Source organism: Methylobacterium indicum, from assembly GCF_017347565.1.
Classification (GTDB): domain Bacteria; phylum Pseudomonadota; class Alphaproteobacteria; order Rhizobiales; family Beijerinckiaceae; genus Methylobacterium; species Methylobacterium indicum.
Map to the genome: position 1 here is coordinate 1 of NZ_AP024148.1, position 26,954 is coordinate 26,954.

The window sequence follows — 26,954 nt, forward strand, 5'->3', positions numbered from 1 at the left end:
CGCCCCGGCCGCGCTCAGACGCGCAGCATCTCATCCCATCGGGTCGTGTACCGGGGCGAGTGGAACTCCGCCTTCAACTTCCAGCCCCGGTCGAGGCCCGTCCCGGCGAAGCGAACCCGGTCTCGCCCGTAGCGGCGGTTGATCGCGTCGATCGCCAGCATCAGCTCCACCCGCCGGCGATCATCCGGCCGCAGGAATAGCGAGCCCTGCACGGCACCGGTCGGAACGAGGTCGAGGAGCAGGATCCCCGTCTTCTTGTACCGGAACCCCGGCCGGTAGATCTGCCGCAAGCCCCACAACGCCGCCCGGATCAGCCGCGCCGTATCGGCCGTCGCGATCGTCAGCCGGACATGGCGCGTCGCATGGAACTGCGGCTCCTCCGGCTTGTGCCGATTGGTCGACACCAGCACGGCGATCGCCGCGGCCGCCAGCCCCTGCCGGCGCAGCTTCTCGGCCGAGCGCGACACGTAGGTGGTCAGCGCCTCCGCCAGCTCCTCGAACCGTTCCACCGCCCGGCCGAAGCTGCGCGCCGAGCAGATCGTCTTCGAGTCCGGGCTGTCCCGCTCGAGGTCGAGGCAGGGAATCCCCTTCAACTCCAGAACCGTCCGCTGCACCACCACGTTGAACCGCTGGCGGATCATCGCCGGGTCGGCCGCCCGGAGCTCGAGCGGCGTCGTGATCCCCAACGCCACGAGCCTCGGCGCCAGGCGGCGCCCGATGCCCCAGATGTCGTTGAGGGCGAGCTTGCCCAGCGCCACCGTCTGCGCCGCCTCACTGTCGAGCAGGCACACCCCGCCGCGGCCCGGGTCCTTCTTCGCCGTCCTGTTGGCCACCTTGGCGAGCGTCTTCGTCGGCGCGATCCCGACGCAGACCGGGATCCCGGTCTGCCGGCCGACCGTCTCTCGCAGGCGTCGGCCGTGCCCCTCCGGATCGCTGAACCCTGACAGCCCCAGGAACGCCTCGTCGATCGAGTACACCTCCAGATCGGGCGTGAACTCGGACAGGACCCGCATCACGCGGGCCGAGATGTCCCCGTAGAGGGTGTAGTTCGAGCTGTAGACCTTCACACCCCACCCCGCGAAGTCGCGCTTTCGCAGGTGGTAGGCATCGCCCATCTGGATCCCGAGCGCCTTGGCCTCGTTCGACCGGGCGATCACGCAGCCGTCGTTGTTCGACAGCACCACCACCGGCTTGCCGTTCAGCTCGGGCTGAAACAGCCGCTCGCAGCTCGCATAGAAATTGTTGCAGTCGACCAGGGCGACGAGGCCGGGCATGCGCGGATCGCCGCCTCAGAACACACGCGACGAGCCGGTGACGACCCCCCACACCTGGAAATCCGCCTCCTCCGGCACCGTGATGTCGGGAAACGCTGGGTTCTCGGCCTTCAGGATCACCTCGTCGCCGCGCTTGAGATAGGTCTTCATCGTGAAGTCGCCGTTGAGGCACGCGACCACGATGCAGCCCGACCGCGGCTGGCGCGCCTTGTCGACGACCGCGATGTCCCCCGGAAACAGCCCCCGGCCGGTCATGCTCTCGCCGGCGACGCGCACCAGAAAGACGCTCGGCGCACCGATCCCGTGCAGCTCGTTGAGATCGAGCGGACGCTCCAGGCTGTCCTCGGCCGGCGACGGGAACCCGCACGCCACCGAGGCCGACACCAGCGGCGCGCTCGCCGACGTCCGCACCTCACCCTTCAGGAAGGCGCCGATCCCGCTCGCAGAGCCGCCACGGGCCGCCGCAGCCCGCCGGGCAGCATCCGCGATGTCGACCGGCAGGCGCACCACCTTGGTCGGCTCCGCCGGAGGTCTCCCCGCCCCTTCCCGAGGCCCACCCCAGGACGTCCGCTTGCTCTGCCGCATCAGGCCGACCCTCCGTCTTGAAATCCGTAACGGATATCAAGCGCACGGGTTGCGCCCAGGGTCGAGAGTCGTGTCGGGTCAAGCGAAAAAATGCGTCGAGGGGTGTGAATTCAGTGGATAACCCGTACGTCGGACCCTGAACGCCGCTCGCGTCCGCTGCCAGCGACCGCGCAGGGATCCGATGCCGGCAATCCCCGCATCAGCCATCACGCCCGATTGAAAGTTGGCCGCGGCCAACTCCGGCTTTTGCCTCACATTCGATGCCTTCGAGGACCTGGCGACCTGCCAGTTCTATCCGCGCTGACCATCCGCAAGGTAAGGATCCATTAACGAATGAATCCTTGCAGTGACGAACTGTTTATGGCTATATAAAACGGATTGAAGCCGTTTTCTCGGTCAAATCCGTTTTCAAGGACATAACATGTCGTCGCTCGCCGCATCTCAGGTAGAAGCCGTCGCTCCTTCAGACGATCGCATATCGACGCATGCTCGTCTCCTCTCCACGCAGCTACAGTCGATGCGTGAGCGGTTTTTTCCGCCTGAAGCGCAAAAGGAACTTCGCAAATTTTCTATTGGCGAAGTCTCACGGCTTGTCTCCGTATCTGACAGCCATCTGCGAGCACTATCCCTGGAGCAGCTCGGCCCATCTCCTGAAATCCAGGCGAATGGAAGACGACTCTATTCGCTTGCGCAGATTGGCGAGCTACGGAAGTACCTGGCTGAGGCACGGCCTAAAGATACAAAGAACTTCCTGCCATGGCGTGGTAAGGGAGAGCGGCTTCAAACCCTCGCATGTGTCAACTTCAAGGGTGGTTCAGCGAAGACAACCACCACCCTATACCTTGCTCAATGGCTGGCCCTCCAGGGATATCGTGTTCTAGCAGTCGATCTCGACCCGCAGGCATCGCTCAGTGCCATGTTCGGGATCCAGCCCGAATTCGACCTTCGCTGGGGTGATACGCTCTACGGCGCTATTCGATACGACGATAAACGCAAACCTCTGCGTGACATCATCCGCAAAACCTATTTCCACGGCCTCGATCTCGTTCCGGGCAACCTCGAACTCATGGAGTTCGAGCACGAGACCCCCAGTATGTTGTCCAGTCCCCAGCGTGCCGACGGTGGAATGTTCTTCGAGCGCGTCGGCCATGCCCTCGCTTCGGTGCAAGAGGACTACGATCTGGTCGTCATCGATTGTCCGCCGCAGCTCGGGTATCTGACCCTCGGGGCGGTGTGTGCCGCGACTTCTCTGCTGATTACGATCCACCCACAGATGGTGGACGTCGCGTCCATGTCCCAGTTCCTGCTGATGGCCTCCGATCTGATGCGGGTCGTCCGTGAGGCTGGCGGCGATCTCTCCCACGATTTCATCCGCTATGTCGTGACGCGCCACGAGCCGCACGATGGGCCGCAGAGCCAGATCGTTGCTCTCCTGCGCAGCCTGTTCGGGGATGACGTTCTGGCCGCCTCCGTCTGGAAGTCCACGGCGATCGCCGATGCAGGCCTGACGAAACAGAGCCTGTACGAACTCGACCGGAACAGCGTCGGCCGCGCGACCTACGATCGGGCTTACGAAAGCCTCGACGCCGTCCATCGTGAGATCCTCGGGCTCGTTCACAAAGCCTGGGGACGGGCCGCATGAGCTACTACGCTGAAACCCGGGACCTCTCCCCCACGATCTCAGGCAGCGAAAAGTTGGCCGCGGCCAACTCACGCCGGGACGTCGTGACCGGTCGGAGCTGGCCCATATATGCCGCCGCGGTCGACCGCGCCCCCTCCCCTGAAAAGTTGGCCGCGGCCAACTCTTGTTCGAACGCCGCCATGGACAAGGCCGGATCCGGAACTGGCGACCCTGCCGGCTACATCCCCGCCGGCGAAAAGTTGGCCGCGGCCAACTTTCGCTCCGGCAGTACCTCACGGCACGGATCCATCCTGGCTGAGTCCGTCCTTACCGCTTGGAGGCGGGCAGCATGAAACGCCGCGACGCAATCCGGGACCTGTACGCCCCAAGCCCCAACCTCGGAAAGTTGACATCGGTCAACCCGCCGGCGGGCACCGGCACGGAACAGCCCACCCCCGCTGCTGCTGCCGAACCCGCCAGCCCCTCTCCCGACCCTAAAAAGTTGGCCGCGGCCAACTCCGGTCCGGCCAGTGCCGCGGTTCAGGCTGTCGATGTCGGCTCTGAGGGCGCCGAGCAGGCGCCTGCGCCTGAAAAGTTGGCCGCGGCCAACTCGCCTCCCAACACTGAGGCGACTCTGGCCGCGCACCCAGGTCATCAGCCGACCTCCCATACCCCTGCCACAGTGAAGTTGACCGCGGTCAACTCCCGGTCACCCGACCCGTCGCCAGATGGAAGGGTGCCGGCAGGCCCCGTCCGCGCGATGAGCCTCTCGCTCTCTCGGATGGACGACGATCACCGCGCACTCCAAGCGGCGCTGGCAAGGGGGCAGACCATCGTCGACCTCGACCCGGCCTTGATCGAACCCTCCTTCGTGAAGGACCGGCTCGATCATGGCGCTGGCACCTTCGGCGAGTTCAAGCGCCAGATCGAGGAACACGGGCAGGAAGTCCCGATCCTCGTCCGTCCGCATCCCACCCGCATGGGCCGGTATCAGGTCGCCTACGGGCACCGGCGTCTGCGGGCCCTCACCGAACTCGGGAGGCAGGTCCGCGCCGTCGTGCGCGAGCTGAACGATGCTGACCTCGTCGTCGCCCAGGGCCTGGAGAACTCCGCCCGCCAGGATCTCAGCTACATCGAACGAGCGCTGTTTGCTTGCCGCCTTGAAGACCACGGCTTCGAGCGAACGATCATCACCAACGCGCTTTCCATCGACAAGGGTGAGCTGTCGAAGCTGATCGCTGTCGCGCGAGCCGTGCCGGAAGAGATCGTAACCAGGATCGGTCCCGCGCCGAAAATCGGTCGCCGCCGGTGGCTTGCTCTCGCCGAGCACATCAAGACCCCGTCCGTCGCAAGGGTGGTCGAGAAAGCCGTGATGGATGACGCCTTCACGGCGCTCGACAGCGATGCACGCTTCGCCAGGATCGCCGCGCTCGTCACTCCCCAGAAGCCCTCTCCGGCCTCATCGAAGCTGTGGGAGGGACAAGGGGGCCAGGCGACGGCAGAGATCTCCCGCAAGGGTGCAACCGTCACCCTGGCCATCGATCGCGAACCCTCTTTCGGCGAATTCGTCGCCGCCCGCCTCGACGAGCTTTATGCGGCCTTCCTCGACCAACAGGCGTCCGGGGCCCGGAACACCGAGAATGAGAAGGGGCCAGGCCAGCGGTGATCGCCTCGCTCTCTGAAAGTTGGCCGCGGCCAACTCCGGCGTCTCGTCGGTAGGGCACCGGGCGCGTCCCTTCGGGACCGGGCTCTACTCGCCGCCTGCAGCGGCTCCCCGAACCCGCTGCGCGGTTTCGGCCCTTCGGGTAACGATCAACCTCGCGCGGCCCGCCGGAAAGGTAGGGGGCCGCAATAGGCCGGTCCTCATGAAACTCCTTGTCCTCGCAGCCCTGCTCGCCCTGGCCTCTCTCCCAGCGCACGCCGAGACGGTCGACGGCGACCTGATCCGCGTCATCGACGGCGACACCGTCGAGCTGGCTGGAGAACGCATCCGCCTCGTCGAGCCGGACGCCCCTGAGATCTCCAAGCCCCGTTGCAACACCGAACTCGCCAATGGCCTGCTCGCCTCCGGACGCCTTCGCCAACTCCTCAAGGGCCCCGTCAGGATCGAGCGGTCCGGCCGGACCGACCGCTATCGCCGTACCCTCGCGTCGCTCGTAGCGCCCGACGGCAACGTCGCCGACATCCTGATCCGGGAGGGACTGGCGATACCCTACAAGCCGGGCTTCGAGGCCTACCAGCAGCGCGCCGAGCATTGGTGCCCGGGACAGGGCAGGGGGCCGACACCAGCCGTCAGCGGCGGAACAGTCCTGGATTGAAGTCGTCGGTCCTGCAGTCACACCGGCCTACCGCCCATAGGCCGCTCGGTTGGTGTCACCCGCGGACCGGGCCTCCATTAAGGAGAAGACCCCGGTCCATTCCCCTGGTCACCCGATCGCGAAAAGCTCGAGCTGACCAGATGCGATCCGCTTGCGCGCCGCACTCTTGGCCGGGGCCGGCCTGACCACAGGCTCACGTCTCACGAATGGCGGAAGTGCAACCCCGGGCTTGCCGTGCAGAACCGCGCCGACGATCGAACCCCCTTCGCCACGCAGCAGCACGTACAGGACGTGGGTCGAGGTCCGCAGGATCTCCTGTCGAAGCACCTCGTTGACTGCCAAACCAGAGAGCGCCGCCATCAGGCACGGCAGGCCGGCCGAGGCTACGCCCATCGCCTCGAACTCGATCTCGCGTAACCCCCAGCGCTGACGCGCCGCCCCAGCCGTCGTCGTGGGAAACGGGTTGGCCGCGACCACCGTCGCTCCGTCGACCACGAAAGCGGTCAGGCGCTCGCGTTCGGCGAACGTCCCAGCTCGCAACATGCCGGCGATCTGGCGCTTCTGATCCGCGATGTCCTGCAACGATTCCCCCAATCTAGCCGACCATCTTCATGGCCTGAGCGGGACCGATCAGCCAAGCTCGCACGCAGGAATTGGGGAAGGGCCGGACGAGCAGAACTAGGCCGGAGCCGCGGCGCTCGCAAAGCGATTATGATTCGTGCCCAATCACCCCGTTCTGAAAGAGTTGGCCATGCCAACACCGGCACCGCGTCGCCGAGGAGTAAGGGCGTCCCTTCGGAGCCGGGCTCTACTCGCCGCCTGCGGCGGCTCACCGAACCCGCTAACCAGCTCTTATCGTCCGAGATGTTTCGCGTTCCATCGCCAGATTAGTTGTGCACAATCAACGCGATGCTACTGCACGCCGTTCCAATTGTCGCAGCGCGATCGTCGCGTCCCGTACGATCGCCTCGGTAGGCCGCGGCTTCGACGGGATCCTGATCACCCGATATTGCCCCAGCGCCAGCATCGCATCGCGCTTCCGGTCCTTCACCGCATCGTGGCTCGCATCGTCGAGCTCGATCACCGCCTCGACGACGCCCGTGTTCGGATCAATCGCCACGAAGTCCACGATCTTCTGTCCGAACCGATTGCGGGTCCGCCAAAACTCCTTATGGCCGAGCCCCTTTTTAGGCTGCAACAATGCTCCCATACAAACTTGGCAAGAGATATGATGACCCGGCAATGCTCGGCGTAGGAGATCCAGCATCTCGACTTCTGCCCGCGTCAGGAACGGCTTTCGTTCGATCTTCAGAGCATTGCGCGAGCCGCCCAATAACGCTGCGAGAATGGCGGAGATACAAATTAATCCAACCAGAACCCCCGCAATGATCGGGAGTGAATGAAACAGAACCTGATATGAATATGGCATGACGTAGGGAAGCATGTACCATCCAGTCGAGGATCAGGGCGCTTATAGCCAGCTTGGCGGACATGTCTTTCCTGAAAATCGGGCTGTCCCGATCAGGACGGCAGGGCCAGTCGAACCGAGAGGCCACCGAGGCTCGACCGGTCGAGGTCCAGTGAGCCGCCATACAGCTCCGCCACCTCCAGAGTGATCGGCAGGCCGAACCCATGCCCAGGTTGGCTCTCGTCCAGCCGCCGCCCTCGCTGAAGCACCGCCGCTGCCTCCTCGCGGGTGAGGCCCGCCCCGTCGTCCTCGACCCTCACGACAATGGAGGAATCCTCACGCCGCGCCGACACCCGCACCCGCCCGGCGCACCACCGGCAGGCGTTCTCGACCAGGTTCCCCAGCATTTCCTCGGCATCCTGCCGCTCACACGCCACGGACAGCCCGGCCGGTACGTCCGTGATTAATGAGATCCCCTTGTCGGCCGAGAGGCGCCTCAGGACCATCACCACGTCGTCGACGACGCCGGCGAGCTCCACCCTGTCGCGCCCGGGCCCACTCACCGCCGCTGCCCTCGCACGCCGCAGATGATGCCGGACCCGACGGTCCATGCCCTCCACCAACCCGGCCAGCCGCGCATCGCGGCTTTCCCCTCGTTCATCGAACGCCAGCGCCAGCGTCGCGAGCGGCGTCTTCAGGCCGTGCGCCAGGTTCGCGACATGCCCCCGCGCATGCGCCAGGTTGGCCGCGTTCTGTTCCAGCAGGGCGTTGATCTCACCGACCAGCGGCCGGACCTCGAGCGGCTGCTCGGCCGGGACACGCTCACACACGCCCGCCCGAACATCGCCGAGCTGCTCGAGCAGCCGGCGCAGCGGTCGCAGTCCGACGCGGACCTGCACGAGGACCCCGCCGACCAAGCCGAGACCTATGAGAGCTATGGCGAGCCCGACATGGCACAGAACCTCGAATATGGGCCCGTACAGCGCCGTTTTAGGAGCCGACGCGATAACCACCGTCTCTGGCTCGCCCGGTCGCCCAGGTGCCCTCAGGACCCGCAGGATCAGCCCATCCCCATGAGGTCCAATCCCGTCGGCCGGGGCAGGGCCCTCCGCTTCCGCCGGCCCGGCCGGGATGGCGAGCCGTGCGTCTCCAAGCGACGCCGATCGCAGGACCGCGCCGCCGCGGCGCACCTGCCAGTACCAACCCGAGCCGAGCCGGTCTAAAGGCGGCACCTCCCGATCATGCCGAAGCGCCAACCCGCCGCCAGGCGCCTCGTGCACCTCGGACACCAGGGCCATGATCCGGTCGTCGAGCCGCCCGTCGAGTTGACCACGCACGAACCAGTGCAGCACCACGCCGATCGCCATGCTCGCCCCAGCCAGGGCCAGCATCGAGCCGACCGCCGCCCCCACGATCAGGCGACGCTGCAAGGACGACGGCTCTCCGATCACCATGCCAGGATGCCTGATCCGGCACTCTTGGCCCGTAACGACCTGCGAGGATCGAGAGGCATCTCGACGGCGTCCTTTCCACGGCCGGCCGGCCGCCGCCGCGGCCGCGATCCAGCTCGACGCGCGCCACTACCCCTCGCCCCTAAACCGAACCTGAACGAAACATCCTGCCGAGCCGCGCTATCTTTCCGCCTGCGCAGCCAGGGCGAAGATCAACCGGCAGATCCATGCCCTCACCTCGAGGGATCGAATATTCCTGAAAGCTTCGAGGATCATGTCGTCGTTCAAGTCAGCGGGAATGTCCCAAGGCCTGTCCGATTGAGTTCCATCTAAATGATTATAATAAAAATACTCAACGGGTTTTTGCAATAATTGGCTCAGGTGATAAATAGTGCCTGCACTAATATTGTCAATTCCTGTTTCGTATTTCCATATTTGTTGATCCGAGACGCCGATCCAATCTCCAACAAATTGTCGTGTTAGCTTTTTTGCTTTTCGGGCGCTCTTAATTCGTCTTCCAATGGATTTGCGAATATATAAGTCGTCCCTGACGGAATCATGACCTTCGTCGACACAGCGAGTATCGTTAGGTGGCTCGTTATTGTTCGACATGGTGGTAGCATAGCTCATCTTGGCATCGTATCAAGGGATTGTATCTATCAAGGACGATGTATCATCATGTCCAACTTTGCACAAATTAGCTTTGACCTTGTCGCGGATATCAAGAAATGTACATGCCCTAACGAAGTCCATGCGATCATGATGCGGGGAGCTGATATATTCAGCTACGATACGTTCGTTATTGCTGAAGCTCCGGCAAAGTCCATGGATGCTCTCCACGACCGGCTGATACTCGCGCAATGGCCCGCCCAGTGGTCGGCACGCTACGCGCGCAGCGGGTACATCCACCACGATCCTGTCGTGGCCCACACCCGACGCACCGCGGAACCCTTCCTATGGTCGAAGGCCCCGGTCCGACGCGACGAACGCCTGGCCCGCATCATCATGGGCGAAGCCGCTGAGATCGGTCTGCGGGACGGCTTCTGCATCCCCGTCCAGGACTTCCAGAGCACCCGGATGGTCTCGTTCGGAGGAACCCATATCGACCTCCCCGAGCACGCCGCCGCAGGCCTCCACCTCCTGGGCCTCTACGCCGACCTCACCGTCCGATCCCTCACGGCCGACACTCAGAAACGCCGGGAACGCCACCTGATCACCCCGCTCTGCTCGCCTCGTGAAATCGAGTGCATCAAGTGGACCGCAGCCGGAAAGACCAGCTGGGAAACCTCCGAGATCCTTTCCCTCTCGTCACGCACCGTCGACGATTACCTCAAGACCGCCGCTAGGAAGCTCGGGGCTGCCAACCGCCCGCATCTCGTCGCCAAGGCCATGCGCAGCGGCCTCATAGACTAACACGCTGACCGTAAATTTGCAGGATGTCCGATGACATCAGGAATGTCGTATTCCGCCAGTAGTGGAGGATGCGGCAATGCTAGTTGTGGTCGATCGCCAGAATTATTCCGAAAGCTCAGGCATGCTGGACGCGATGTATCGCTTTCGGCATCGCGTGTTCGTCGACACGATGAAATGGGAAGCCTGCCGGAAACCCGACGGGCGGGACATCGATCAATTCGACGGTCCCGACTGTATTCACGTCGCCGCTTGCGACGGCGAAGCCGTGATCTCGTACTCCCGTCTCCTGCTCACTACGAAGCCCCACCTCCAGAGCCACGTCTACCCGGAGCTGCTTCAGGGCCGGCCGGCCCCGTCAGGTCCCTACATCATGGAGTGGACCCGCTGCGCCGCAGCGCCCTGGCGCCGGCCCAACAGCCTCGCCGCCGATCCGAATGCCGGCCGCCAGTTCCTCGCCGTCACCGAGATGACCCCGTCCCTCGGCCTCGTCGGCTACATCGCCCAGGTCCATCCGACCATGATCACCAAGCTCACCGCGATGGGGTGGGACGTCGAGCCCCTCGCGCTTCCGACCCGGTACGACGGGCAGCTCGTCGTCCCGATCTACATGGAATGGAATTCCGGCACCGGCGACGCCACCCGCCGCGTCTTCGGCCTCAGGGGCACCCCCTACGACGTCCTGCCCGACGCCATGCCCGCCCCGTGGAGCGAGCCCCTCCGGTACGCCTCGTAGCCCCAATCAACCAGGACCGCGACCATGCCCACCCGCACGCCGCCGACGATCGACGAGGTCGCGGTGATCCTGCCAGCCATCGTGCGCGCGCTCACCATCCTCGTCGACAACCTCGAGCCCCTGGTGGAGCTGGCCTGCCAATCCACCAACCTCCCGGAGGAAGCCGCCGACGCATTGTCCGATCTGGGACACACCCTCACGGAACACTCGCGCACCATCATGCGCGAGGCCACCGAACGGCGTAGGACCGGTCCGGGCCGCGTCGTTCTCCTCAAGCCGCCCGTGGAGCCCGGAGCGGGCGATCGGCCGCTCGATCAGGAGTAGATTTGCATCGTTATGTGAGGTATTTCATAACCCTTCTTTCTATTCACGAAATAATTTCATATAATTATATTATGTTGCAGATATTTAGCGATTGATACCTATTTTTGCGGATCGGATTTGTTATGAAATACGGTGAAGTGCAGGCTATTGTGCAGTTGGCGGTAGCATTGAACGTTGGTGTTTTCGCATTGAAAGAGCTGGCTGTACCGTACTTCAACGATAAAATTCAATATCTCGAAAGATTTTGCTCGCACACAATCGTAAGATGTCGCGAAAAGGTCGAAAATTCCAACTCTCCCTTCAAAAGCGCCATGCTTGCAAAAATTTTCGATATGACTATTGAAAAATCAGAGGAATTGAAAATCGCTAAGGCGAATAGAGATACCACCGTATGGCATATTCAAATGGTGGCGACTGCTGGAATAATTGGAGCAGTTCTGTCTCTTTATATGTTGTACCATACATCTGTATATTACAATGAAGTTGTACCATATTATTTTACTTTGACATTGATCTTTATTTATTTACCAATAGTATTAGGCACTGGGTTTTTGCTTCTCGCTAGGCTCATCGCATATGGCGTTTATCAGAGGATAAAAAGAGATGAGAAAAAATTGGATGCTATTATTGAAATTTCATAGATAATATCAATTATTATCTGAACTGCCGGCTATAAAAAATCTATATTGATTTTAAATGTAGCGGTTCCTCGTACCCGCTACCCAAATGCGGCCCTCCGACTGAGGTTCAGGCTGACGTGGCCCGGGAGCTTGGCCCCGGGACCCTCATGGTTCCGAAGTAGGGGAGGGGGCCCGGAATGGGGTCAGCCGTACAGGCCCTCTGCTCGCAGGCGCGCGAGCAGCCGGCTCGCCTCGTCTTGAGCTGCTCCATCGCGCATGGTGTCCTCGAAGCCGTGCGAGAACATCGGCAGGAGCTTGTCGGCGGCTCGCGCCATGGCCGATCCCTCCCACAGGATCAGCACCTCCCGGTCGGTCAGGTCCTTCAGCAGATACCAGAGCGTCAGCATCACGCTCAGCGCCGGCCGGTCCTTCCATTCCGCCACGATTCCCTTCGAGATCCGCGAGACCCGCCGCAGGACCGCATCACGCTTCCTGTCGACGAGATCCTCCACCGGCTCGAGGCAGGCCGCCCTCAGGTTCTCTCGCAGCGTGGCGATATCGGCCTCCGCCTTCGCCGCGAGATCAGCCCCGGCAGGATGGAACACGCCCGGCGCTGCGCTCAACGCATAAAGAAGGTACGCCGGGATCATCAGCTCGACGCGCTGGCGATCGGATAAACTAGGCATTACACTTCCTGCGCATGGGCGAAGGATATTCTGATCTCAGAACGCATCCCGACCTGACTCGGCTAGCTATCTGCCAGATCCTGGTGCTGGATTGAAGCGGACCCTTCGGAATCCCGTCGCCGCGATCGACGTGCAGAGACTGTCCCATGCACAATCACGGCATGCTGCACGTATGATGCCGTTACGGAATGCGGTACGCAGCCGGGCTACCGATCCAACGTCGAGCCGCAGCACCGAGCCGACGCGGACCTCGCGCCCAAGGCAATCCGAGACCGCCAGGAGGGCGCTGTCGTCGCGCGCCGCTACCCGCTCGAGGCGGCAGTGAGCCTCGCCACCCGCCAGCAGGGGAGCGCAGATATCGTCGGGTCCCGCGACGATCCGCACGTCCTCGAGCGCCAGCCGCGCGGCCAGCGCGTCGTAGTTCGCGACGAACGCCCGCGTGTAGCCCTCGCCGACATAGGTCAGGAGACAGAGGAGGTGATGCCCTCGCAGTGCGATCATCAGGCTCTCACGCTCCCGCACCCCGATCGACCGGCTCGGTCGCTCCGTGGAGCGGCCGCCGGTCGTGTCCCTTAGAGTGGTGTAGCTGACCGGGAGCGGGAGATCCCGCCTGCGCGCCCTCCACAGCGCTGTAGCAGGCGGGTTCTCTCGCGGGGGTGGCCCTCGGCGGTGACGGGTTAGGATCGGGTTGCGAGCACCGACCCCGAACCCGGGAGACCCCCGATGACCGATGCCGTTATGAGCCTGCGCGCCCTGGCTGAGAAGAGCGCGGACGCGGACGTGCTGCGCGAGATGATCGGCTTTGCCGCGCAGCGCCTGATGGAACTGGAGGTGGGCGGCCTGACCGGCGCGGCCCACGGCGAGAAGAACCCGGAGCGGCTGGCCCAGCGCAACGGGTACCGTGACCGGGACTGGCAGACGCGGGCCGGCACGGTCGAGCTGCGCATCCCGAAGCTGCGGACGGGCAGTTACTTCCCGAGCTTCCTGGAGCCGCGCCGGATGACCGAGAAGGCGCTGACAGCCGTGATCCAGGAGGCCTACATCCAGGGCATCTCGACCCGTGCGGTCGACGATCTGGTCCAGGCCTTGGGCGGGACGGGCATCTCCAAGAGCCAAGTCAGCCGGCTGTGCCAGGAGATCGACGAGCGTTCGAACGCCTTCCTCGACTGGCCGATCGAAGGCGAGTGGCCCTATCTCTGGATCGACGCCACCTACGTGAAGGTGCGCCACAACCACCGGATCGTCTCGGTCGCCGTCATCGTGGCGGTTGGCGTCAACACGGGTGGGCGGCGCGAGGGGGAACCCATCGTGGCCTGCCACGATGGGAACCTGTGCTGGGCCTCGACATCGGCCCGTCGGAGGCCGAGACCATCTGGACCGAGTTCCTGCGCAAGCTGGCCCGGCGCGGCCTGCGCGGCGTCAAGCTGGTGATCTCCGACGCCCACGAGGCATCAAGGCGTCCGTCGCCAAGGTGATGACCGCCTCCTGGCAGCGGTGCCGGGTCCACTTCATGCGCAACGTCCTGGCCCATGCCGGCCGCTCGGGCCGGCGCGTCGTCTCGGCCTTCATCGCCACCGCCTTCGCCCAGGAGGACGCCGAGGCAGCTCGCCAGCGATGGCGGTGGGTGGCCGATCAACTCCGGCCCAAGGTGCCCAAGCTGGCGGCCCTCATGGACGCAGCGGAGACCGACGTCCTGGCCTACACGGGCTTCCCGGCCGCCCACCGTGCCAAGCTGCACTCGACCAACCCGCTCGAGCGCCTCAACGGCGAGATCAAGCGGCGCACCGAGGTCGTCGGCATCTTCCCCGACGAGCCTTCGATCCGCAGGCTCGTCGGCGCGATCCTGCTGGAGCAGAACGACGAGTGGGCCGTGCAGCGTTGCCGCTACATGACCCTGGAAAGCATCGCCCCGATCGGCGATGATCCCCTTGTCAGCCTGCCAAACCTCGCAGTCTGACCAGTCCGGCCCTGCCGGTCAGCGTGGTGGACTACCATCAGCTACACCACGCCCTGGGACACGATCTCTCGGCGACCTGACCAGGCACCCGCCCGACAATCCCGAGCTAGGTTTCGGGACCGGAACAGCCAATGCCGGACAGCCATGCTTCCCACCGGAGCCGTACGGCATTGCGCGACCGCGTCCGAGCGTAGCCGCGACGAGGCAGCCAAAGCCCAGTCATTTTGCACCCCGCTTGCTGCGCAGGCAATCCGGGGCACGGCCTCCCTGCGGGTGGTTCATTATCGCTGCATGACGCTGCGATCTTGCAGCGAATTCGGGCTTATGATGGGCTTGTGTCGAATGTCTCTAGAAAGGCCGTTGCGCCAAGCTCCTGAATCACGACGATCTTCCCCAACAGCCCGGCAAATTCGCTTCACTTGCCGGCCGCTGACGAGGTGGCATGTTGACCTTCGATCCGCAGACTCTGGATGCCCTGCCTCTCCTCGTCGATCGGATCGACGAGTGCGGCCAGATCACCTACGTCAATGCACATGAGGCCCAGGAACTCGGATGGAGCCCCGCCAGGCTCCAGGGGCAGCCCCTGGAAACCATCTACAGTGCCCAATCGGCAAAGACGGTCCGCAACCTCGCCAAAAATGCCGATCAGCGGGAATGCGGTTTTTTCGTATGGATGATGTCGGCCTCCGATCAAGAGGTCCCGCTGATCGCCACGGCATTTCGTGACGTCGAACGGGGCTGGCTGATCGTCAAGCAACGTCTGACGCCGGTGGTCCTCGGCACCGCCGCGGAGCTGATCGAACGGGTCGAGATCCTGTCGCAGATGATCGGCTCGGCCACCGAGGCGTGCTGGTGTATCGAGTTTCTCGAGCCGATCAATACGTTGCTGGCCGAGGACGAGATCGTCGACCGCATATTCTCCCATCAGAAGCGCTGGCGCGCCTGCAACGAAGCGATGGCGCGCCTCTACCGCATCCCCGACGGCCTGGACTTCAACACGCAGCCCGTCGAACGCTATTTTCCGGATACCGGCGTCAACCGCCGGATGATCCGGGATCTCGTCCGCTCCAACTATCGCCTGGACCGTGCCACCGCGATGGATTGTCGCCATGACGGCAGCGAGATGCTGGTGGAGAACGATTTCCGTGCGGCCGTGGAGAACGGCGCACTGATCCGTCTTTGGGGGACGACCCGCGATATCGGGCCTTCCAAGCGGCGGGAACAGCAGCTCTCCGACCACGCGACCGCGATGCTCGACATCCTGAGCGCGCTGCCGGACCCGGTCCTCGTCCTGTCGAGCGAGGGGGCGATCCTGGCGGCCAATCCAGCGGCGGAATCGGCCTGGGGACGACCGGCCGGTCGCATTCTCGGCAGCTCAATCGAGCAGTTCGTGGACGGACGGGGGGGCTTCCTGAAGCTTCTCGCGGCCGCGGAAGGCGGGCCGGACGAGCAGGCGGGCTGCGACCTGCAGGTCCTGACGGGGGACGGCAGCAAGGAGGCCTGGCGCTTCCGGGTCGCCGTCCTCGAAGGCGACTTGCGCCGTTACGTCCTAACGGCTCGTCCGCGGATGCGCCGCCGGTCGAGATCCCAAGCGGGGGCGGTCGCGCGATGAAGTTCTACGCCAGCGATCCCCCGTCTTCGGGACTCCGCCGGCCGCGCCCGGCTCTCGTCGACGACCCGTCCATCATGGGCTTTCTCGAGGCGCTGCCGGACGGCGCTGCCCTGGTGGAGATCGACGGGACGATCAAGTTCGTCAACACGCGGATGCAGCTTCTCCTCAACCTGGCGAAGGGAGACCTCGTGGGGAGCGACCTCGCCAAGCATGCGAGGACCGCCGGCCCGATCTTGGCGAAAATCGCGACGGCCCTCCACCAGTTGAAGCGTGCGGAACTGACGGGAACCCTAAATTCGCAGCGCAGTGTCTTCGCCTCGATCAGCATTCTGCGAACGAGCGACGGTGCGGCCTACGCGGCCTTGTTCACCCTACGCGAACTCACCCGGCAAGCGAAGGAGACGGCCCCCGACCGGTTTCGCTTCGAGGCCGACATGCTGCAGGACGGGGCGGTGCGCTACGTCCAGACCGAGCGCCTTCGCGCGCTGGCAAGGCGCGCCTCGACCGCCCTCGAGCGCGGCAGCCCGGTGATGCTGCTCGGCGAGAGCGGCACCGGGAAGACCGAGTTCGCCCGCACCGTTGGGCAAGGCGGCTCCTCCGCGGCGCTTCCCTTCGTGCATGTCAATTGCGGCCTCCTGTCGGAGCAGCAATTCGACATCGAAATGTTCGGAATCGAGCCGGGCTCGGCGCTCGACCCGTCGACGAGGGGAAAGCCCGGTTATGTCGAGGTCGCCGACGGAGGCATCCTCTTCCTGGACCAAGTTTCCGACCTGTCCCTCGCGGCTCAGATCAAGCTTGTCGCCTTCCTCGAATCGAGAACTTTCAGTCGCGTCGGTTCGACTCAACGTCGCCAGACCCACATCAATCTGGTCTCCGCCACCAACCAAGACATTTTTTCATTGATTGATGCCAGGATATTCCGTAAGGATCTTTACTATCGACTGTCATCCGTCGTCATCGAGTTCGACAGGTTGTCCGGCCAGGACGATCTGATCAAACTTCTCGCCGATCTGAAGATGAACGCAATCAATCAAAAAATTGCCGGATCACTCGCGCTGTCCGAGGGCTTTCACCAAAAGCTTCTCAGCTACTCCTACCCAGGAAATATTCGAGAGCTCTTCAACATTCTGGACCACGCAGCGGCTCTGGCTGGTGAGGTCGTGCAGCCCGAGCATTTTTTCGTGCCTTATTCCCCCGCCGCGGCGTCTCCCGAGACGTCGGCTCCGCCGGCGGAAGCGCCGCCGCGCTCGTTCAAAGAGCTCGTCCACGAATTCGAGACTTGGCTTGTCGAAAAGTCGATCGCCCAAAACGGAAGCAAGCGCAGTGCTGCGCGAGCCCTTGGCATCGATGTGGCGACATTGCTCAGAAGAACCAATCGAAAGATCTGAACTTTCTACCAAGGAGAAGGACAATGGCGTTCAAGAAGACCGCTGCGACGCTGGCCGTCACCGCGTCGCTCCTTTCGCAGGCCGCCACGGCCCATGCCGGCGAACTCAACCTTCTGACCTGGGAAGGTTACGCTCCGGATGCCTCCGTCAAGCCGTTCGAGGCGGCATCGGGCTGCAAGGTCACGGCGACCTATGTCGGATCGAACGACGACTTCGCCGCGAAGCTGGCGGCGGGCGGCGGCGTCTACGACATCATCACCCCGTCGCTGGACACCGTGTCGATGATGCAGCTGGCCGGCTTCACGCAGCCGATCGATGTCGCCAAGGTGAAGGACTACGACGGCATCTATCCGGAATTTGCGAAAGCGGAGGCCCTGGTCGCCAAGGGCCGGATCTGGGCGGTTCCGATGGTTTGGGGATCCGTCTCGATCATCTACCGGCCGGACAAGGTCCCTGCCCCCGACTCGATCGGCGTCCTGTTCGACCCGAAATACAAGGGCCGCATCTCGCTCTGGGACGACAAATCCGCGATCTACTGGACGGCCCGCTACCTCGGATATTCCAACATCTTTGACCTGTCCGACAAGCAGCTCGACACGATCAAGGCTAAGCTGATCGAGCAAAAATCTCTCACTCGCAAATACTGGACCTCGGCCGGGGAGCTGACGGAGCTCATCGCGAACGGCGAGGTCTATGTTTCGAATGCATGGACCGGACTGACCTCGAAAGAGGTCAACGCTCTGAAGAAAGGTTTTTCGGTCGCGGAGGTCACACCCAAGGAGCGGGCCGAGGGCTGGATGGACTCGATGATGCTCGTCACGGGCTCGCCGAACACAGAATGCGCCTACAAGTTCATGTCCTTCATGCAATCCCCGGCCGGGCAGTGCGGCATCGCCCAGTCGACCGGCTATTTTCCCGTCAATCCCAAGGCGGTCGGCACCTGCATGGACGAGACGACGAGGCAGGAACGCAAGGTCGGCAACATCGACTTCGTCAAGAGCCTCGTCATGTGGCAGCAGCCGAAGCGGCTTGATAAATATATCGAAGTCTGGAACGCGGTCAAATCTGCTCCCTGACGTCTCGTATCCAGTCAATCCATCCAATCGAGCCGTGCGGACGGCCCTGTTCCGGCGGCTCCCCTCTTCGTATGAATGAGCATGAGATGTCGCAACCCATCGTGTCGCTCGCCGGCGTGACGAAAGCGTTCGGACCGTTCACGGCTTTGCACGACACAAACCTCCAGTTGAATGCTGGAGAATTCGTCACACTGCTCGGTCCTTCGGGCTGCGGGAAGACGACGACGCTTCGTCTCATCGGCGGCTTCGAGTTCGCGACCGCGGGGACGATCTCGATCGAAGGACGAGACGTCACGGCGCTGCCGCCCTACCGCCGGCCGGTCAACACGGTCTTTCAGGACTACGCGCTCTTCCCGCACATGACCGTCGAGGAGAACGTGGCCTACGGCTTGACCGTGCGCGGGGAGGCCGTCTCCAAGCAGGACCGTGCGTCACGGGTTCGGGACGCGCTGGCTCTGGTCGGATTGTCCGCCTACGGGGCCCGCCTGCCGGGCGCCCTGTCCGGGGGGCAGCGCCAACGCGTCGCCATGGCGCGAGCGATCGTGAAGCAGCCTCGCGTGCTACTGCTGGACGAGCCGCTGTCGGCGCTCGACGTCAAGCTTCGCGAGACCATGCAGATCGAGCTGAAGCGTCTGCACCGGGAACTGGGCATCACGTTCCTCATGGTCACCCACGACCAGAACGAGGCCCTGGCGTTGTCGGATCGCATCGTGGTCATGAGCCAGGGCCGCATCGTGCAGGTCGGCGCGCCAACCGATCTCTACGACAATCCGGGATCCGCCTACATCGCCGACTTCATCGGCGCGTCCAACCTCCTCGACGCGACTTTCCAATCCGCCTCGGACGGCGTCGACGTCTTCCGGTTGGGCGACGGCTCGTTGCTCCGCAAGGCCCGCCGAGGGCGCGAGACGAGCGCAGGCCTACGGGAGGGCGCGCGCGTCCGGCTGGGCATCCGTCCCGAGCATGTTCATCTCGCGCCTGTCGAGGGCGGCAACGAGATCCAGGCTCGCCTCGCCGGCAGCCTCTTCCTGGGAGATCGGCTCCGTCTGGAGCTGTTTCCGGCGCGCAGCGAACGGCCGTTCTTCGTCGATCTCCACCGCAACGCCTCGTCGCGGCGGGCGCCCGAAGCAGGCGAAACGATCAAGCTTTATGTCGGAGCCGAAGACGTGATGTGTTTCGCGGAGCCGGAGCAATGAGCTTCGTCACAAGGCGCAATGCCCCGGCCTTTCTGGCCCTGTTCTCCGGTCCGTTCCTCTGGATCCTGGTCTTCATGATCATTCCTTACGTGGTGATGATCTCGGTCAGCTTCTGGACCCGGCAATTCCCCCTGTTCGTCCCCGACTTTCAGTGGGGAAACTACGCCAAGATCGTCCTCGATCCGCAATATGCCACCGTCGTGCTGCGGACCCTGAAGATCGCGACGATCGTCACCGTCGTCTCGAGCCTCCTCGCCTATCCCGTCGCCTACATGCTGGTGTTCACCATCAGGTCGGAGGCGCTTTCCAACCTCCTCTACATGTGCGTCATCGTTCCTCTGTGGGTCTCGTACCTGCTCCGCGCCTATACATGGAAGATCATCCTGGGGACGAACGGGGCGCTCAACTCCCTGCTGATGTCGATAGGCCTCATAAAGGAGCCCCTTTCCATTTTTCTCTATAACCAGACGGCGATGATCATCACCCTAGTCTATATTTTCATCCCGTTCATGATCATGCCGCTCTACGCGGTCCTGAAGAATATTCCGAGATCGCTCGTCGAGGCATCCGAGGACCTGGGTGTCGGTCCGTTCCACACCTTCCTGCGCGTGATCCTGCCGCTCTCGATGGGTGGGCTGGTGGCCGGCATGACCCTGACCTTCTGCCTGTCCTTCGGCGACTTCGTGGCGCCCGTCCTGGTTGGGGGGCCGGACGGCACCATGGTGGCGAACCTGCTCCAGAGCCAGTTCGGCGCCGCCTTGAACTGGCCGCTGGGCTCCGCCCTGGCGACGCTCGTCCTCCTCCTCGTTCTCGTCGTCCTCCAGGTTTCCAGCCGGTTCGACCGCGCTGGGCAAATCGACCTTCGATAGGGGCTCCCATGCGATCGCTTCTCTGGTGGCAGCAGGGTCTCGTCGGCACGAGCGTGCTGGTCCTCGCCTTCCTCTACGTCCCGATCCTGCTTCTGATCCTGTTCTCGTTCAACGACAGTGCGGTCACGTCCTTCCCGCTCGCCGGCTTCACCTGGCGCTGGTACGCGGCGGCCGTCGCGAACGGGCAGATGCTGACGGCGCTGCAGAACAGCCTCGTGGTCGCCGTCTGCGCGACGGTCGTGAGCGTCGTGGTCGGCGTCACGGCGGCGATCGCCCTCGACCGCTACGAATTCGTCGGCAAGCGGCTGTTCCAGAACGTCATCCTGCTGCCGCTCAGCTTGCCGGGCCTTGTCACCGGTATCGCGATGCTCAACTTCTATAAGCAGATCGGCATCCCGCAGAGTCTCACCGCCGTCGTGATCGGACATTCGACGGCCCTGCTCGGGATCGTGGTGTCGCAGGTCATGGCACGGCTCGCGAAGGTCAACAGCCGGATGCTAGAGGCCTCGTCCGATCTCGGCGCGACGCCTCTGGAAACCTTCCGGCGCGTGACTCTGCCCCAGATCATGCCGTCGATCCTGGGCGCGGCGCTCCTGTGCTTCACGCTGTCGTTCGACGAGATTCCCGTGACCTACTTCCTCACGGGCCGGGATGTCACGCTCCCGATCTACATCTACTCGACCCTTCGGCGTGGCATCACGCCGGAAATCAACGCCATCGGCAGCATCATCGTCGCAGCGTCACTGCTGCTGGTGATCGCGTCGGTCAAACTCCTCCGAAATCAAAAGTAGATTTCGCTTCCGCGGAGAGCAACCATGAACGACACGCCCTTCACCAAAGAGTTCTGGCATGCGAAGGCGGCGACGGTGAGCCTGCGCACCCAGCATTTCATTGACGGCGCCTACCGGCCGTCGGCTGACGGCCGCACCTTCGCCTCGATCAATCCGGCGACGGGCAGGCCGATCGCCGAGGTCGCGCGCGGCAGTGCCGCGGAAGTCGACCTGGCGGTCAAGGTCGCCCGCAAGGCTTACCGGTCGGGCGCCTGGTCCCGCATGGACCCGCGTGCCCGCATGGCCGTCCTCGAGAAGTTCTCCGCGCTCGTGGCCGAGCATGCCGAGGATTTCGCCGTGCTCGACAGCCTCGACATGGGCAAGCCGGTCATGGACATGATGAACATCGATGTCCCCGGGTCGGTCACCGCGCTGAAGTTCTTTTCCGAGACGATCGACAAGATCGAGGGGGCGGTGACCTCGACGACCGCCGGCGCCTTGCACTACATCCTGCGCCAGCCGCTCGGCGTGGTCGGTGTCATCGTGCCCTGGAACTACCCGTTGATGATGGCGGCCTGGAAGCTGGGTCCGGCGCTGGCGACCGGCAACTCGGTGGTGCTGAAGCCGGCGGAGCAATCGCCGCTCTCGGCCGGTCTCCTCGCGGAGCTCTTCATCGCGGCCGGCGGTCCGAGTGGCGTCCTGAACGTCGTGCAGGGCCTCGGCGAAGAAGTCGGCAAGGCCCTCGCGCTGCACGACGACGTCGACAAGATCGGCTTCACGGGCTCCACCGAGGTCGGCAAGCTCCTGATGGTCTATGCCGGCCAGTCCAACATGAAGCGGATCTCAACAGAATGCGGCGGCAAGACCCCGCAGATCGTCCTCGCCGACTACGACGACCTCGACACCGCAGTCACCTATGCGGTGAACGGGATCTATGGAAATCAGGGCGAGGTCTGCAACGCCGGCTCGCGCATCCTCGTCGATCGGAGCATCCACGACGATTTCGTGGAGCGGTTTACCGCCCGGACCCGGGAGACCTTCGTCCTTGGCGATCCCCTGGACCCGTCGACGACGATCGGCCCGCTGGTCACCTCGTCTCACCAGAAGCGTGTCCTCGACTACATCGAGATCGGGCGGGCCGAAGGGGCTTCGCTGCGCTTCGGCGGCGGGCGTTTCGATGCCCTTCCCGACGGTGCCTTCGTCGAGCCGACGCTGTTCACCGGAGTCGACAATGCGATGCGGATCGCCAAGGAGGAGATCTTCGGACCCGTCGCGGCGATCCTTCCCATCTCAGGCCTGGAGGAGGCAGTCGAAATCGCCAACGATTCCATCTATGGACTGGCGGCATCGATCTGGACACGCGACGTCGGCAAGGCCCACCGCTTCGCCCGTGACGTCGAGGCCGGCGTGGTCTGGGTGAACTGCTTCGACCACGGCGACATGACGTCAATTTGGGGCGGCTTCAAGCAGACCGGGAACGGGCGAGACAAGTGTCTCGAGGCCCTCGGACAGTACAGCCAGACGAAGTCGGTGTGGCTCAACATCGACTGACCTGACCGGGCAGCAGGGCGCTCCCGATCGCAGGAAGCGCCCCGGCCCCGTCCACGCCTCGAATCCGGTCGCACCGTCCATGCGGCCGGTTCACGGGTGCAGGGTGCGCTACGTGAGACGCGCTCCGCATCCGCCGTCCCATCCCTGTCGTCGTAAGGGTGCCTCCTCTATAGCTGCTTCGTCGGGACGCGGCGCATCCTGCCCGCGATGCGGACTGCTCAATATTTTGAGCAGGCGGGTGAGGCATGACGGACGACGATTTCGATGTGGGCGGTCGGCTCCGGGCTCTGCGGGCGCAGGCGGGCCTGTCCCAGCGCGGCCTGGCGGAGAAGGCCGGCGTTCCCCACGCTCAAATCTCGGTCATCGAGCAGAACAAGTCGAGCCCGTCGGTCTCGACGCTCCGAAAGATCCTCGGCGGGCTCAGCGTCAGCATGTCGGATTTCTTCGACAACGACCGTCTCGAGTGCCAGGCAGGACCGTTTTTCGAAGCGAACGGGCTGATCGACCTGACCTCCCGGATCCGCAGCCCGGGCTATCTGTCCCTGCGACAGGTCGGGGATGCCAAGGCCCACAATCTCCAGATCCTGCACGAGGTCTATGGACCAGGGGCCGATACCGGCGAAGTCCTCCTGCAGCATGCGTCCAGTGAGGGCGGCATCGTCATCGAGGGCGAGATCGAGGTGACGGTCGGCCACCTAGTGCGCATCCTGCGCGCCGGCGAGAGTTATCTCTTCGACAGCCGCACGCCGCACCGTTTTCGTAACGTCTCGTCAGCAACGGCCGTCGTGATATCAGCTTGCACGCCGCCTTATTTGTGATAATCGCGAATGTTAAAGGCAAAAATTTTTTATTTATTTTATATCTGACAGGTTTTATATTGATGTGGAATGATCGCAATTGGGCGGCGGCCTGGTGCGCTGGCAGCCCGAACCTTCGGCGTCCGCCGCCGATCGTCCTCGCCGTCTCCGCCGGCCCCCCGCCGCGCGAACCGTGGCGACCCGATCCCGCCGCTTGATCCTCGATACCCTGGAACCTCGCACGCTTTATATTTTTAGCGTGTTGCTCAATATTTTGATCGATGCTAGGGCTTCGTCGCTCAAACTAGGAGGGCGATCATGGGCCAGGGGCAGGCGCTGCGCACGAGGCAGCAGAATGCAGTGGCGGCGGGTGTGGCGACGAAGGCCATCTTCGCCGAGCGTGCCGCGAATGCCGAGTTGTGGGACGTCGAGGGCCGGCGCTTCATCGACTTCGCCGCCGGCATCGCCGTCAACAACACGGGCCACCGCCATCCGCATGTCATGCGGGCTGTCGCCGAGCAGGCTCTGCAGTTCACGCATACCTGCTTCCACGTCGCTCCTTACGAGAGCTACATCCGGCTGGCCGAACGATTGAACGCGATCGTCGACACGGGCGAGGAAAACCGCACGATGCTGGTCACCACCGGCGCCGAGGCGGTGGAGAACGCGATCAAGATCGCGCGCGCCTATACGAAGCGGTCCGCCGTCATCGCCTTCACCGGCGCGTTCCACGGGCGGACGATGATGGGCATGGCGCTGACCGGCAAGGTCGCCCCCTACAAGAAGGGGTTCGGGCCGTTCCCGGCCGAAATCTTCCACGTGCCGTTCCCGGCCGCCTTCTCGGGCGTGGACGTCGCGGCCTCCCTGCGCGCGCTGGATCACCTTCTCGCCTCCGACGTGGACCCCGACCGTGTCGCGGCCTTCATCGTCGAGCCGATCCAGGGGGAGGGCGGCTTCAATGCCGCTCCGTCCGCCTTGCTGCAGGGCCTGCGCGAACGCGCCGACCGGTACGGGATCGTCCTCATCGCCGACGAGATCCAGGCCGGCATGGCCCGAACGGGGATGATGCTGGCGATCGAACATTCCGGGGTGAAGCCCGATCTCGTCACGCTCGCCAAGGGGCTCGCCGGCGGTTTTCCGCTCTCGGCGCTGGTCGGCAAGGCGACGATCATGAATGCTGCGCTGCCGGGCGGGCTCGGTGGAACCTATGCCGGCAATCCCATCTCGGTCGCAGCGGCGAATGCCGTGCTCGACGTCATCGAGACCGAGCGGCTGTGCGCGCGGGCGACGTGGATCGGAGAGCGGGTGGGCGCGCTCCTGAACGACCTGGCCGCTCGCCAGGGGCTGGAGCGGCTCGGGGATGTCCGTGTCAACGGTGCGATGATCGGGTTCGAGCTCGTCGAAGCCACGCCAAGCCGTGACGCCGCACCTCAGCTGACGTCCCAGATCGTCGCCGAGGCCGAACGGCGCGGCCTCATCGTGCTGTCCTGCGGTGTCCGCTACAACGTCATCCGCCTGCTTCCACCGCTGACCATCGAGGAGTCGGTCCTGGACGAGGCGCTGCAGATCCTCGAGGCGTCGATCGAGGCGGCCTTCGCCACGGTGCCGGCGGCCCACCCGGCGAAGGCGTGAGCCCGTGACCGTCCATCGCAACCTCATCGACGGAGAATGGGTCGGATCGGAGGGCGTCCCCAACATCAATCCCTCCGACACACGGGATGTCGTCGGCCTCTACGTTCAGGGCTCTGCCGAGGATGCGCGGCAGGCCGTCGCTGCGGCCAAGGCCGCCTTCCCGAAATGGTCGCAGAGCGTGCTCCTGGAGCGTCACGCGATCCTCAGGCGCGCCTCAGACGTCATTGCCGCGCGCAAGGAGGAGCTCGGTCGCCTCCTGTCGCGGGAGGAGGGCAAGCCCCTTGCGGAGGGCGTCGGCGAAGTCGTCCGCGCGGCCCAGATCTTCGATTTCTTCGCCGGGGAATGCCTGCGACCGGGGGGCGAGTGCCTCCCGTCGGTCCGGCCGAGTGTGAGCGTCGAGGTCACGCGCGAGCCGATCGGCGTCGTCGGCGTCATCACGCCCTGGAACTTCCCGATCGCCATCCCGGCGTGGAAGATCGCGCCGGCGCTCGCCTACGGCAACTGCGTGGTCTTCAAGCCCGCCGAGCTCGTGCCCGGCTCGGCATGGGCACTCGTGGACATCCTGAGGCAGTCCGGGTTGCCGGACGGGGTCCTCAACCTCGTCATGGGTCGGGGGGCGGATGTCGGCCAGGCCTTGCTCGACAGCCCCGATCTGGCCGGCATCTCCTTTACCGGGTCGACCCGCGTCGGGGCGCGGGTCGCCGCCGCCTCGGTTCCGTTCCAACGGAAGTACCAGCTCGAAATGGGCGGCAAGAACCCGTTCGTGGTCCTGGACGACGCCGACCTGCCGGTCGCCGTGGAGGCGGCGGTCAACTCGGCGTTCTTCTCGACGGGCCAGCGATGCACGGCCGCCTCCCGCCTCATCGTGACGGACGGGATTCACGACCGCTTCGTCGCGGCCGTGCAGGACCGCATGGCCAGCCTTGCGATCGGCCACGCCCTCGAGGACAGCACGCAGATCGGGCCGGTCGTCGACGAGGCGCAGCTTGGGCAGGACATCCGCTATGTCGAGCTCGGGCAGCAGGAGGGCGCGAGGCTCGCTCACGGCGGTCACCGGCTCGATCGGGCGACGCCGGGCTTCTATCTGCAACCCGCACTCTTCACCGAGGCGACCAACGCCATGATGATCTGTCAGGAGGAGATCTTCGGCCCCGTGGCTGCCGTCATCAGGGTGCGCGACTACGATGAAGCGATCGCCACGGCGAACGACACACGCTTCGGGCTATCGGCGGGCATTGCGACCACGAGCCTCAAATACGCGTCGCACTTCAAGCGCAACGTGCAAGCCGGGATGGTGATGGTCAACCTGCCGACCGCGGGCGTCGATTTTCACGTGCCGTTCGGCGGCCGGAAATCGTCGTCCTACGGCAGCCGAGAGCAAGGGCGCTACGCGGCTGAGTTCTATACGACAGTCAAGACGGCCTACACCCATGCGGGGTGAGGGTGGACCCATCGTGGGGCGATGGAGGCAACGGTCGGCATCGGTCTCGTGCCGAAGCTCTGGCGGTCCGCGTGGTGCTGCACGCGGCCGCCGGCAGCATGATCGCACGCTCGACCCGCCCGTCCCGCGCCCAGAGCCTGTTTGACTTGCGAGGACAGCGCCGCGAGACACTGTTCACTCCGACCCGCGACCTCATCCTGAGAGCCTATTTGATTGGCTCTCACAGATTTGA

25 protein-coding genes and 1 pseudogene are annotated in these 26,954 nt (G+C 64.1%); 18 read left to right on the top strand and 8 right to left on the bottom strand.

Annotation, left to right across the window (positions count from 1 at the left end):
• Positions 1 to 14 precede the first annotated feature (14 nt).
• Together miv_RS31970 and miv_RS31975 are read right to left on the bottom strand one after the other, a co-directional pair.
• Entirely contained in the window at positions 15 to 1,274 is a 1,260-nt protein-coding gene (locus tag miv_RS31970; RefSeq protein ID WP_207184054.1) for a Y-family DNA polymerase, read from the bottom strand.
• Between the two features lie 15 nt (positions 1,275 to 1,289).
• A complete protein-coding gene (locus miv_RS31975) occupies positions 1,290 to 1,859 on the bottom strand; it encodes a LexA family protein (protein WP_207184055.1) in 570 nt (189 codons plus the stop codon).
• A 421-nt stretch (positions 1,860 to 2,280) separates the two neighbouring features.
• On the opposite strand from miv_RS31975, the gene repA reads away from it, so the two are divergent.
• The 3 genes from repA (at position 2,281) to miv_RS31990 (ending at position 5,798) form a co-directional block, all read left to right on the top strand.
• Positions 2,281 to 3,501: a plasmid partitioning protein RepA gene (gene repA / locus miv_RS31980; RefSeq protein WP_207184056.1), complete on the top strand. Its 1,221-nt coding sequence runs from the start codon at positions 2,281 to 2,283 to the stop codon at positions 3,499 to 3,501.
• A 328-nt stretch (positions 3,502 to 3,829) separates the two neighbouring features.
• Positions 3,830 to 5,146, top strand: a complete 1,317-nt coding sequence (gene repB, locus miv_RS31985) for a plasmid partitioning protein RepB (RefSeq protein WP_207184057.1) — start codon at positions 3,830 to 3,832, stop codon at positions 5,144 to 5,146.
• Between the two features lie 199 nt (positions 5,147 to 5,345).
• The gene (locus miv_RS31990; RefSeq protein WP_207184058.1) at positions 5,346 to 5,798 is read left to right on the top strand and encodes a thermonuclease family protein; all 453 of its coding nucleotides are present in this window, start codon (positions 5,346 to 5,348) and stop codon (positions 5,796 to 5,798) included.
• Positions 5,799 to 5,906: 108 nt separating this feature from the next.
• Here miv_RS31990 and miv_RS31995 read toward each other — a convergent pair whose 3' ends face one another.
• The 4 genes from miv_RS31995 to miv_RS32010 all read right to left on the bottom strand — a co-directional run bounded on the left by miv_RS31995 (position 5,907) and on the right by miv_RS32010 (position 9,287).
• Positions 5,907 to 6,380, bottom strand: a complete 474-nt coding sequence (locus miv_RS31995; protein WP_244749146.1) for a hypothetical protein — start codon at positions 6,378 to 6,380, stop codon at positions 5,907 to 5,909.
• A gap of 319 nt (positions 6,381 to 6,699) precedes the next feature.
• Positions 6,700 to 7,242, bottom strand: a complete 543-nt coding sequence (locus miv_RS32000; RefSeq protein ID WP_244749147.1) for a DUF2726 domain-containing protein — start codon at positions 7,240 to 7,242, stop codon at positions 6,700 to 6,702.
• 77 nt (positions 7,243 to 7,319) lie between these two features.
• Complete coding sequence (locus miv_RS32005) at positions 7,320 to 8,660, bottom strand: sensor histidine kinase (protein ID WP_207184059.1); 1,341 nt, start codon at positions 8,658 to 8,660, stop codon at positions 7,320 to 7,322.
• A 177-nt stretch (positions 8,661 to 8,837) separates the two neighbouring features.
• Positions 8,838 to 9,287, bottom strand: coding sequence for a helix-turn-helix domain-containing protein (locus tag miv_RS32010; RefSeq protein WP_207184060.1), 450 nt, complete (start codon positions 9,285 to 9,287; stop codon positions 8,838 to 8,840).
• A 48-nt stretch (positions 9,288 to 9,335) separates the two neighbouring features.
• Between miv_RS32010 and miv_RS32015 the strand changes: the two genes are divergently transcribed.
• From miv_RS32015 to miv_RS32030, 4 genes are all read left to right on the top strand, one after another.
• On the top strand, positions 9,336 to 10,070 hold the full coding sequence (locus miv_RS32015; protein WP_207184061.1) for an autoinducer binding domain-containing protein: 735 nt from the start codon (positions 9,336 to 9,338) through the stop codon (positions 10,068 to 10,070).
• A gap of 121 nt (positions 10,071 to 10,191) precedes the next feature.
• Positions 10,192 to 10,803, top strand: coding sequence for an acyl-homoserine-lactone synthase (locus tag miv_RS32020; protein ID WP_207184062.1), 612 nt, complete (start codon positions 10,192 to 10,194; stop codon positions 10,801 to 10,803).
• Between the two features lie 24 nt (positions 10,804 to 10,827).
• A complete protein-coding gene (locus tag miv_RS32025) occupies positions 10,828 to 11,127 on the top strand; it encodes a hypothetical protein (RefSeq protein WP_207184063.1) in 300 nt (99 codons plus the stop codon).
• A 122-nt stretch (positions 11,128 to 11,249) separates the two neighbouring features.
• Positions 11,250 to 11,768 (top strand): hypothetical protein, encoded by a 519-nt coding sequence (locus miv_RS32030; RefSeq protein ID WP_207184064.1) that lies wholly within the window; start codon positions 11,250 to 11,252, stop codon positions 11,766 to 11,768.
• A 182-nt stretch (positions 11,769 to 11,950) separates the two neighbouring features.
• Here miv_RS32030 and miv_RS32035 read toward each other — a convergent pair whose 3' ends face one another.
• Both miv_RS32035 and miv_RS32040 read right to left on the bottom strand, forming a co-directional pair.
• Positions 11,951 to 12,433, bottom strand: coding sequence for a hypothetical protein (locus miv_RS32035; protein ID WP_244749148.1), 483 nt, complete (start codon positions 12,431 to 12,433; stop codon positions 11,951 to 11,953).
• A gap of 66 nt (positions 12,434 to 12,499) precedes the next feature.
• Complete coding sequence (locus miv_RS32040) at positions 12,500 to 12,934, bottom strand: DUF1284 domain-containing protein (protein WP_207184065.1); 435 nt, start codon at positions 12,932 to 12,934, stop codon at positions 12,500 to 12,502.
• A gap of 222 nt (positions 12,935 to 13,156) precedes the next feature.
• Here miv_RS32040 and miv_RS32045 point away from each other — a divergent pair.
• The 11 genes and pseudogenes from miv_RS32045 to miv_RS32095 all read left to right on the top strand — a co-directional run bounded on the left by miv_RS32045 (position 13,157) and on the right by miv_RS32095 (position 26,722).
• Positions 13,157 to 14,390 (top strand): annotated as a pseudogene (locus miv_RS32045) (IS256 family transposase).
• Between the two features lie 442 nt (positions 14,391 to 14,832).
• Positions 14,833 to 16,002, top strand: a complete 1,170-nt coding sequence (locus miv_RS32050; RefSeq protein WP_207184066.1) for a PAS domain-containing protein — start codon at positions 14,833 to 14,835, stop codon at positions 16,000 to 16,002.
• Complete coding sequence (locus miv_RS32055) at positions 15,999 to 17,390, top strand: sigma 54-interacting transcriptional regulator (RefSeq protein ID WP_207184067.1); 1,392 nt, start codon at positions 15,999 to 16,001, stop codon at positions 17,388 to 17,390. The genes miv_RS32050 and miv_RS32055 overlap by 4 nt, the downstream gene beginning before the upstream one ends.
• 23 nt (positions 17,391 to 17,413) lie before the next feature.
• The gene (locus miv_RS32060) at positions 17,414 to 18,466 is read left to right on the top strand and encodes an ABC transporter substrate-binding protein (RefSeq protein ID WP_207184068.1); all 1,053 of its coding nucleotides are present in this window, start codon (positions 17,414 to 17,416) and stop codon (positions 18,464 to 18,466) included.
• A gap of 86 nt (positions 18,467 to 18,552) precedes the next feature.
• Positions 18,553 to 19,662 (top strand): ABC transporter ATP-binding protein, encoded by a 1,110-nt coding sequence (locus miv_RS32065; protein WP_207184069.1) that lies wholly within the window; start codon positions 18,553 to 18,555, stop codon positions 19,660 to 19,662.
• Positions 19,659 to 20,531: an ABC transporter permease gene (locus tag miv_RS32070; protein ID WP_207184070.1), complete on the top strand. Its 873-nt coding sequence runs from the start codon at positions 19,659 to 19,661 to the stop codon at positions 20,529 to 20,531. Before miv_RS32065 ends, miv_RS32070 begins: the two co-directional genes overlap by 4 nt.
• Positions 20,532 to 20,584: 53 nt before the next feature.
• The gene (locus miv_RS32075; RefSeq protein ID WP_244749149.1) at positions 20,585 to 21,322 is read left to right on the top strand and encodes an ABC transporter permease; all 738 of its coding nucleotides are present in this window, start codon (positions 20,585 to 20,587) and stop codon (positions 21,320 to 21,322) included.
• Between the two features lie 24 nt (positions 21,323 to 21,346).
• Positions 21,347 to 22,852: an aldehyde dehydrogenase gene (locus miv_RS32080; protein ID WP_207184072.1), complete on the top strand. Its 1,506-nt coding sequence runs from the start codon at positions 21,347 to 21,349 to the stop codon at positions 22,850 to 22,852.
• Between the two features lie 245 nt (positions 22,853 to 23,097).
• Positions 23,098 to 23,670, top strand: coding sequence for a cupin domain-containing protein (locus tag miv_RS32085; protein ID WP_207184073.1), 573 nt, complete (start codon positions 23,098 to 23,100; stop codon positions 23,668 to 23,670).
• A 297-nt stretch (positions 23,671 to 23,967) separates the two neighbouring features.
• A complete protein-coding gene (gene gabT, locus miv_RS32090; protein WP_207184074.1) occupies positions 23,968 to 25,281 on the top strand; it encodes a 4-aminobutyrate--2-oxoglutarate transaminase in 1,314 nt (437 codons plus the stop codon).
• Positions 25,282 to 25,285: 4 nt separating this feature from the next.
• The gene (locus tag miv_RS32095; protein WP_207184075.1) at positions 25,286 to 26,722 is read left to right on the top strand and encodes an aldehyde dehydrogenase family protein; all 1,437 of its coding nucleotides are present in this window, start codon (positions 25,286 to 25,288) and stop codon (positions 26,720 to 26,722) included.
• The last annotated feature ends 232 nt before the right edge of the window (positions 26,723 to 26,954 follow it).

Excerpts from the sequence above, each read along its gene's own strand:
- repB (WP_207184057.1), top strand. The coding sequence starts at position 3,830 with ATGAAACGCCGCGACGCAATCCGGGACCTGTACGCCCCAAGCCCCAAC.
- miv_RS31990 (WP_207184058.1), top strand. The coding sequence starts at position 5,346 with ATGAAACTCCTTGTCCTCGCAGCCCTGCTCGCCCTGGCCTCTCTCCCA.
- miv_RS32025 (WP_207184063.1), top strand. The coding sequence starts at position 10,828 with ATGCCCACCCGCACGCCGCCGACGATCGACGAGGTCGCGGTGATCCTG.
- miv_RS32010 (WP_207184060.1), bottom strand. The coding sequence starts at position 9,287 with ATGAGCTATGCTACCACCATGTCGAACAATAACGAGCCACCTAACGAT.
- miv_RS32055 (WP_207184067.1), top strand. The coding sequence starts at position 15,999 with ATGAAGTTCTACGCCAGCGATCCCCCGTCTTCGGGACTCCGCCGGCCG.
- miv_RS32020 (WP_207184062.1), top strand. The coding sequence starts at position 10,192 with ATGCTGGACGCGATGTATCGCTTTCGGCATCGCGTGTTCGTCGACACG.
- miv_RS32065 (WP_207184069.1), top strand. The coding sequence starts at position 18,553 with ATGTCGCAACCCATCGTGTCGCTCGCCGGCGTGACGAAAGCGTTCGGA.
- repA (WP_207184056.1), top strand. The coding sequence starts at position 2,281 with ATGTCGTCGCTCGCCGCATCTCAGGTAGAAGCCGTCGCTCCTTCAGAC.
- miv_RS32015 (WP_207184061.1), top strand. The coding sequence starts at position 9,336 with ATGTCCAACTTTGCACAAATTAGCTTTGACCTTGTCGCGGATATCAAG.
- miv_RS32070 (WP_207184070.1), top strand. The coding sequence starts at position 19,659 with ATGAGCTTCGTCACAAGGCGCAATGCCCCGGCCTTTCTGGCCCTGTTC.
- miv_RS32085 (WP_207184073.1), top strand. The coding sequence starts at position 23,098 with ATGACGGACGACGATTTCGATGTGGGCGGTCGGCTCCGGGCTCTGCGG.
- gabT (WP_207184074.1), top strand. The coding sequence starts at position 23,968 with ATGGGCCAGGGGCAGGCGCTGCGCACGAGGCAGCAGAATGCAGTGGCG.
- miv_RS32005 (WP_207184059.1), bottom strand. The coding sequence starts at position 8,660 with ATGGTGATCGGAGAGCCGTCGTCCTTGCAGCGTCGCCTGATCGTGGGG.
- miv_RS32050 (WP_207184066.1), top strand. The coding sequence starts at position 14,833 with ATGTTGACCTTCGATCCGCAGACTCTGGATGCCCTGCCTCTCCTCGTC.
- miv_RS31975 (WP_207184055.1), bottom strand. The coding sequence starts at position 1,859 with ATGCGGCAGAGCAAGCGGACGTCCTGGGGTGGGCCTCGGGAAGGGGCG.
- miv_RS32035 (WP_244749148.1), bottom strand. The coding sequence starts at position 12,433 with ATGCCTAGTTTATCCGATCGCCAGCGCGTCGAGCTGATGATCCCGGCG.
- miv_RS32080 (WP_207184072.1), top strand. The coding sequence starts at position 21,347 with ATGAACGACACGCCCTTCACCAAAGAGTTCTGGCATGCGAAGGCGGCG.
- miv_RS32000 (WP_244749147.1), bottom strand. The coding sequence starts at position 7,242 with ATGCTTCCCTACGTCATGCCATATTCATATCAGGTTCTGTTTCATTCA.
- miv_RS32040 (WP_207184065.1), bottom strand. The coding sequence starts at position 12,934 with ATGATCGCACTGCGAGGGCATCACCTCCTCTGTCTCCTGACCTATGTC.
- miv_RS32060 (WP_207184068.1), top strand. The coding sequence starts at position 17,414 with ATGGCGTTCAAGAAGACCGCTGCGACGCTGGCCGTCACCGCGTCGCTC.
- miv_RS32030 (WP_207184064.1), top strand. The coding sequence starts at position 11,250 with ATGAAATACGGTGAAGTGCAGGCTATTGTGCAGTTGGCGGTAGCATTG.
- miv_RS31970 (WP_207184054.1), bottom strand. The coding sequence starts at position 1,274 with ATGCCCGGCCTCGTCGCCCTGGTCGACTGCAACAATTTCTATGCGAGC.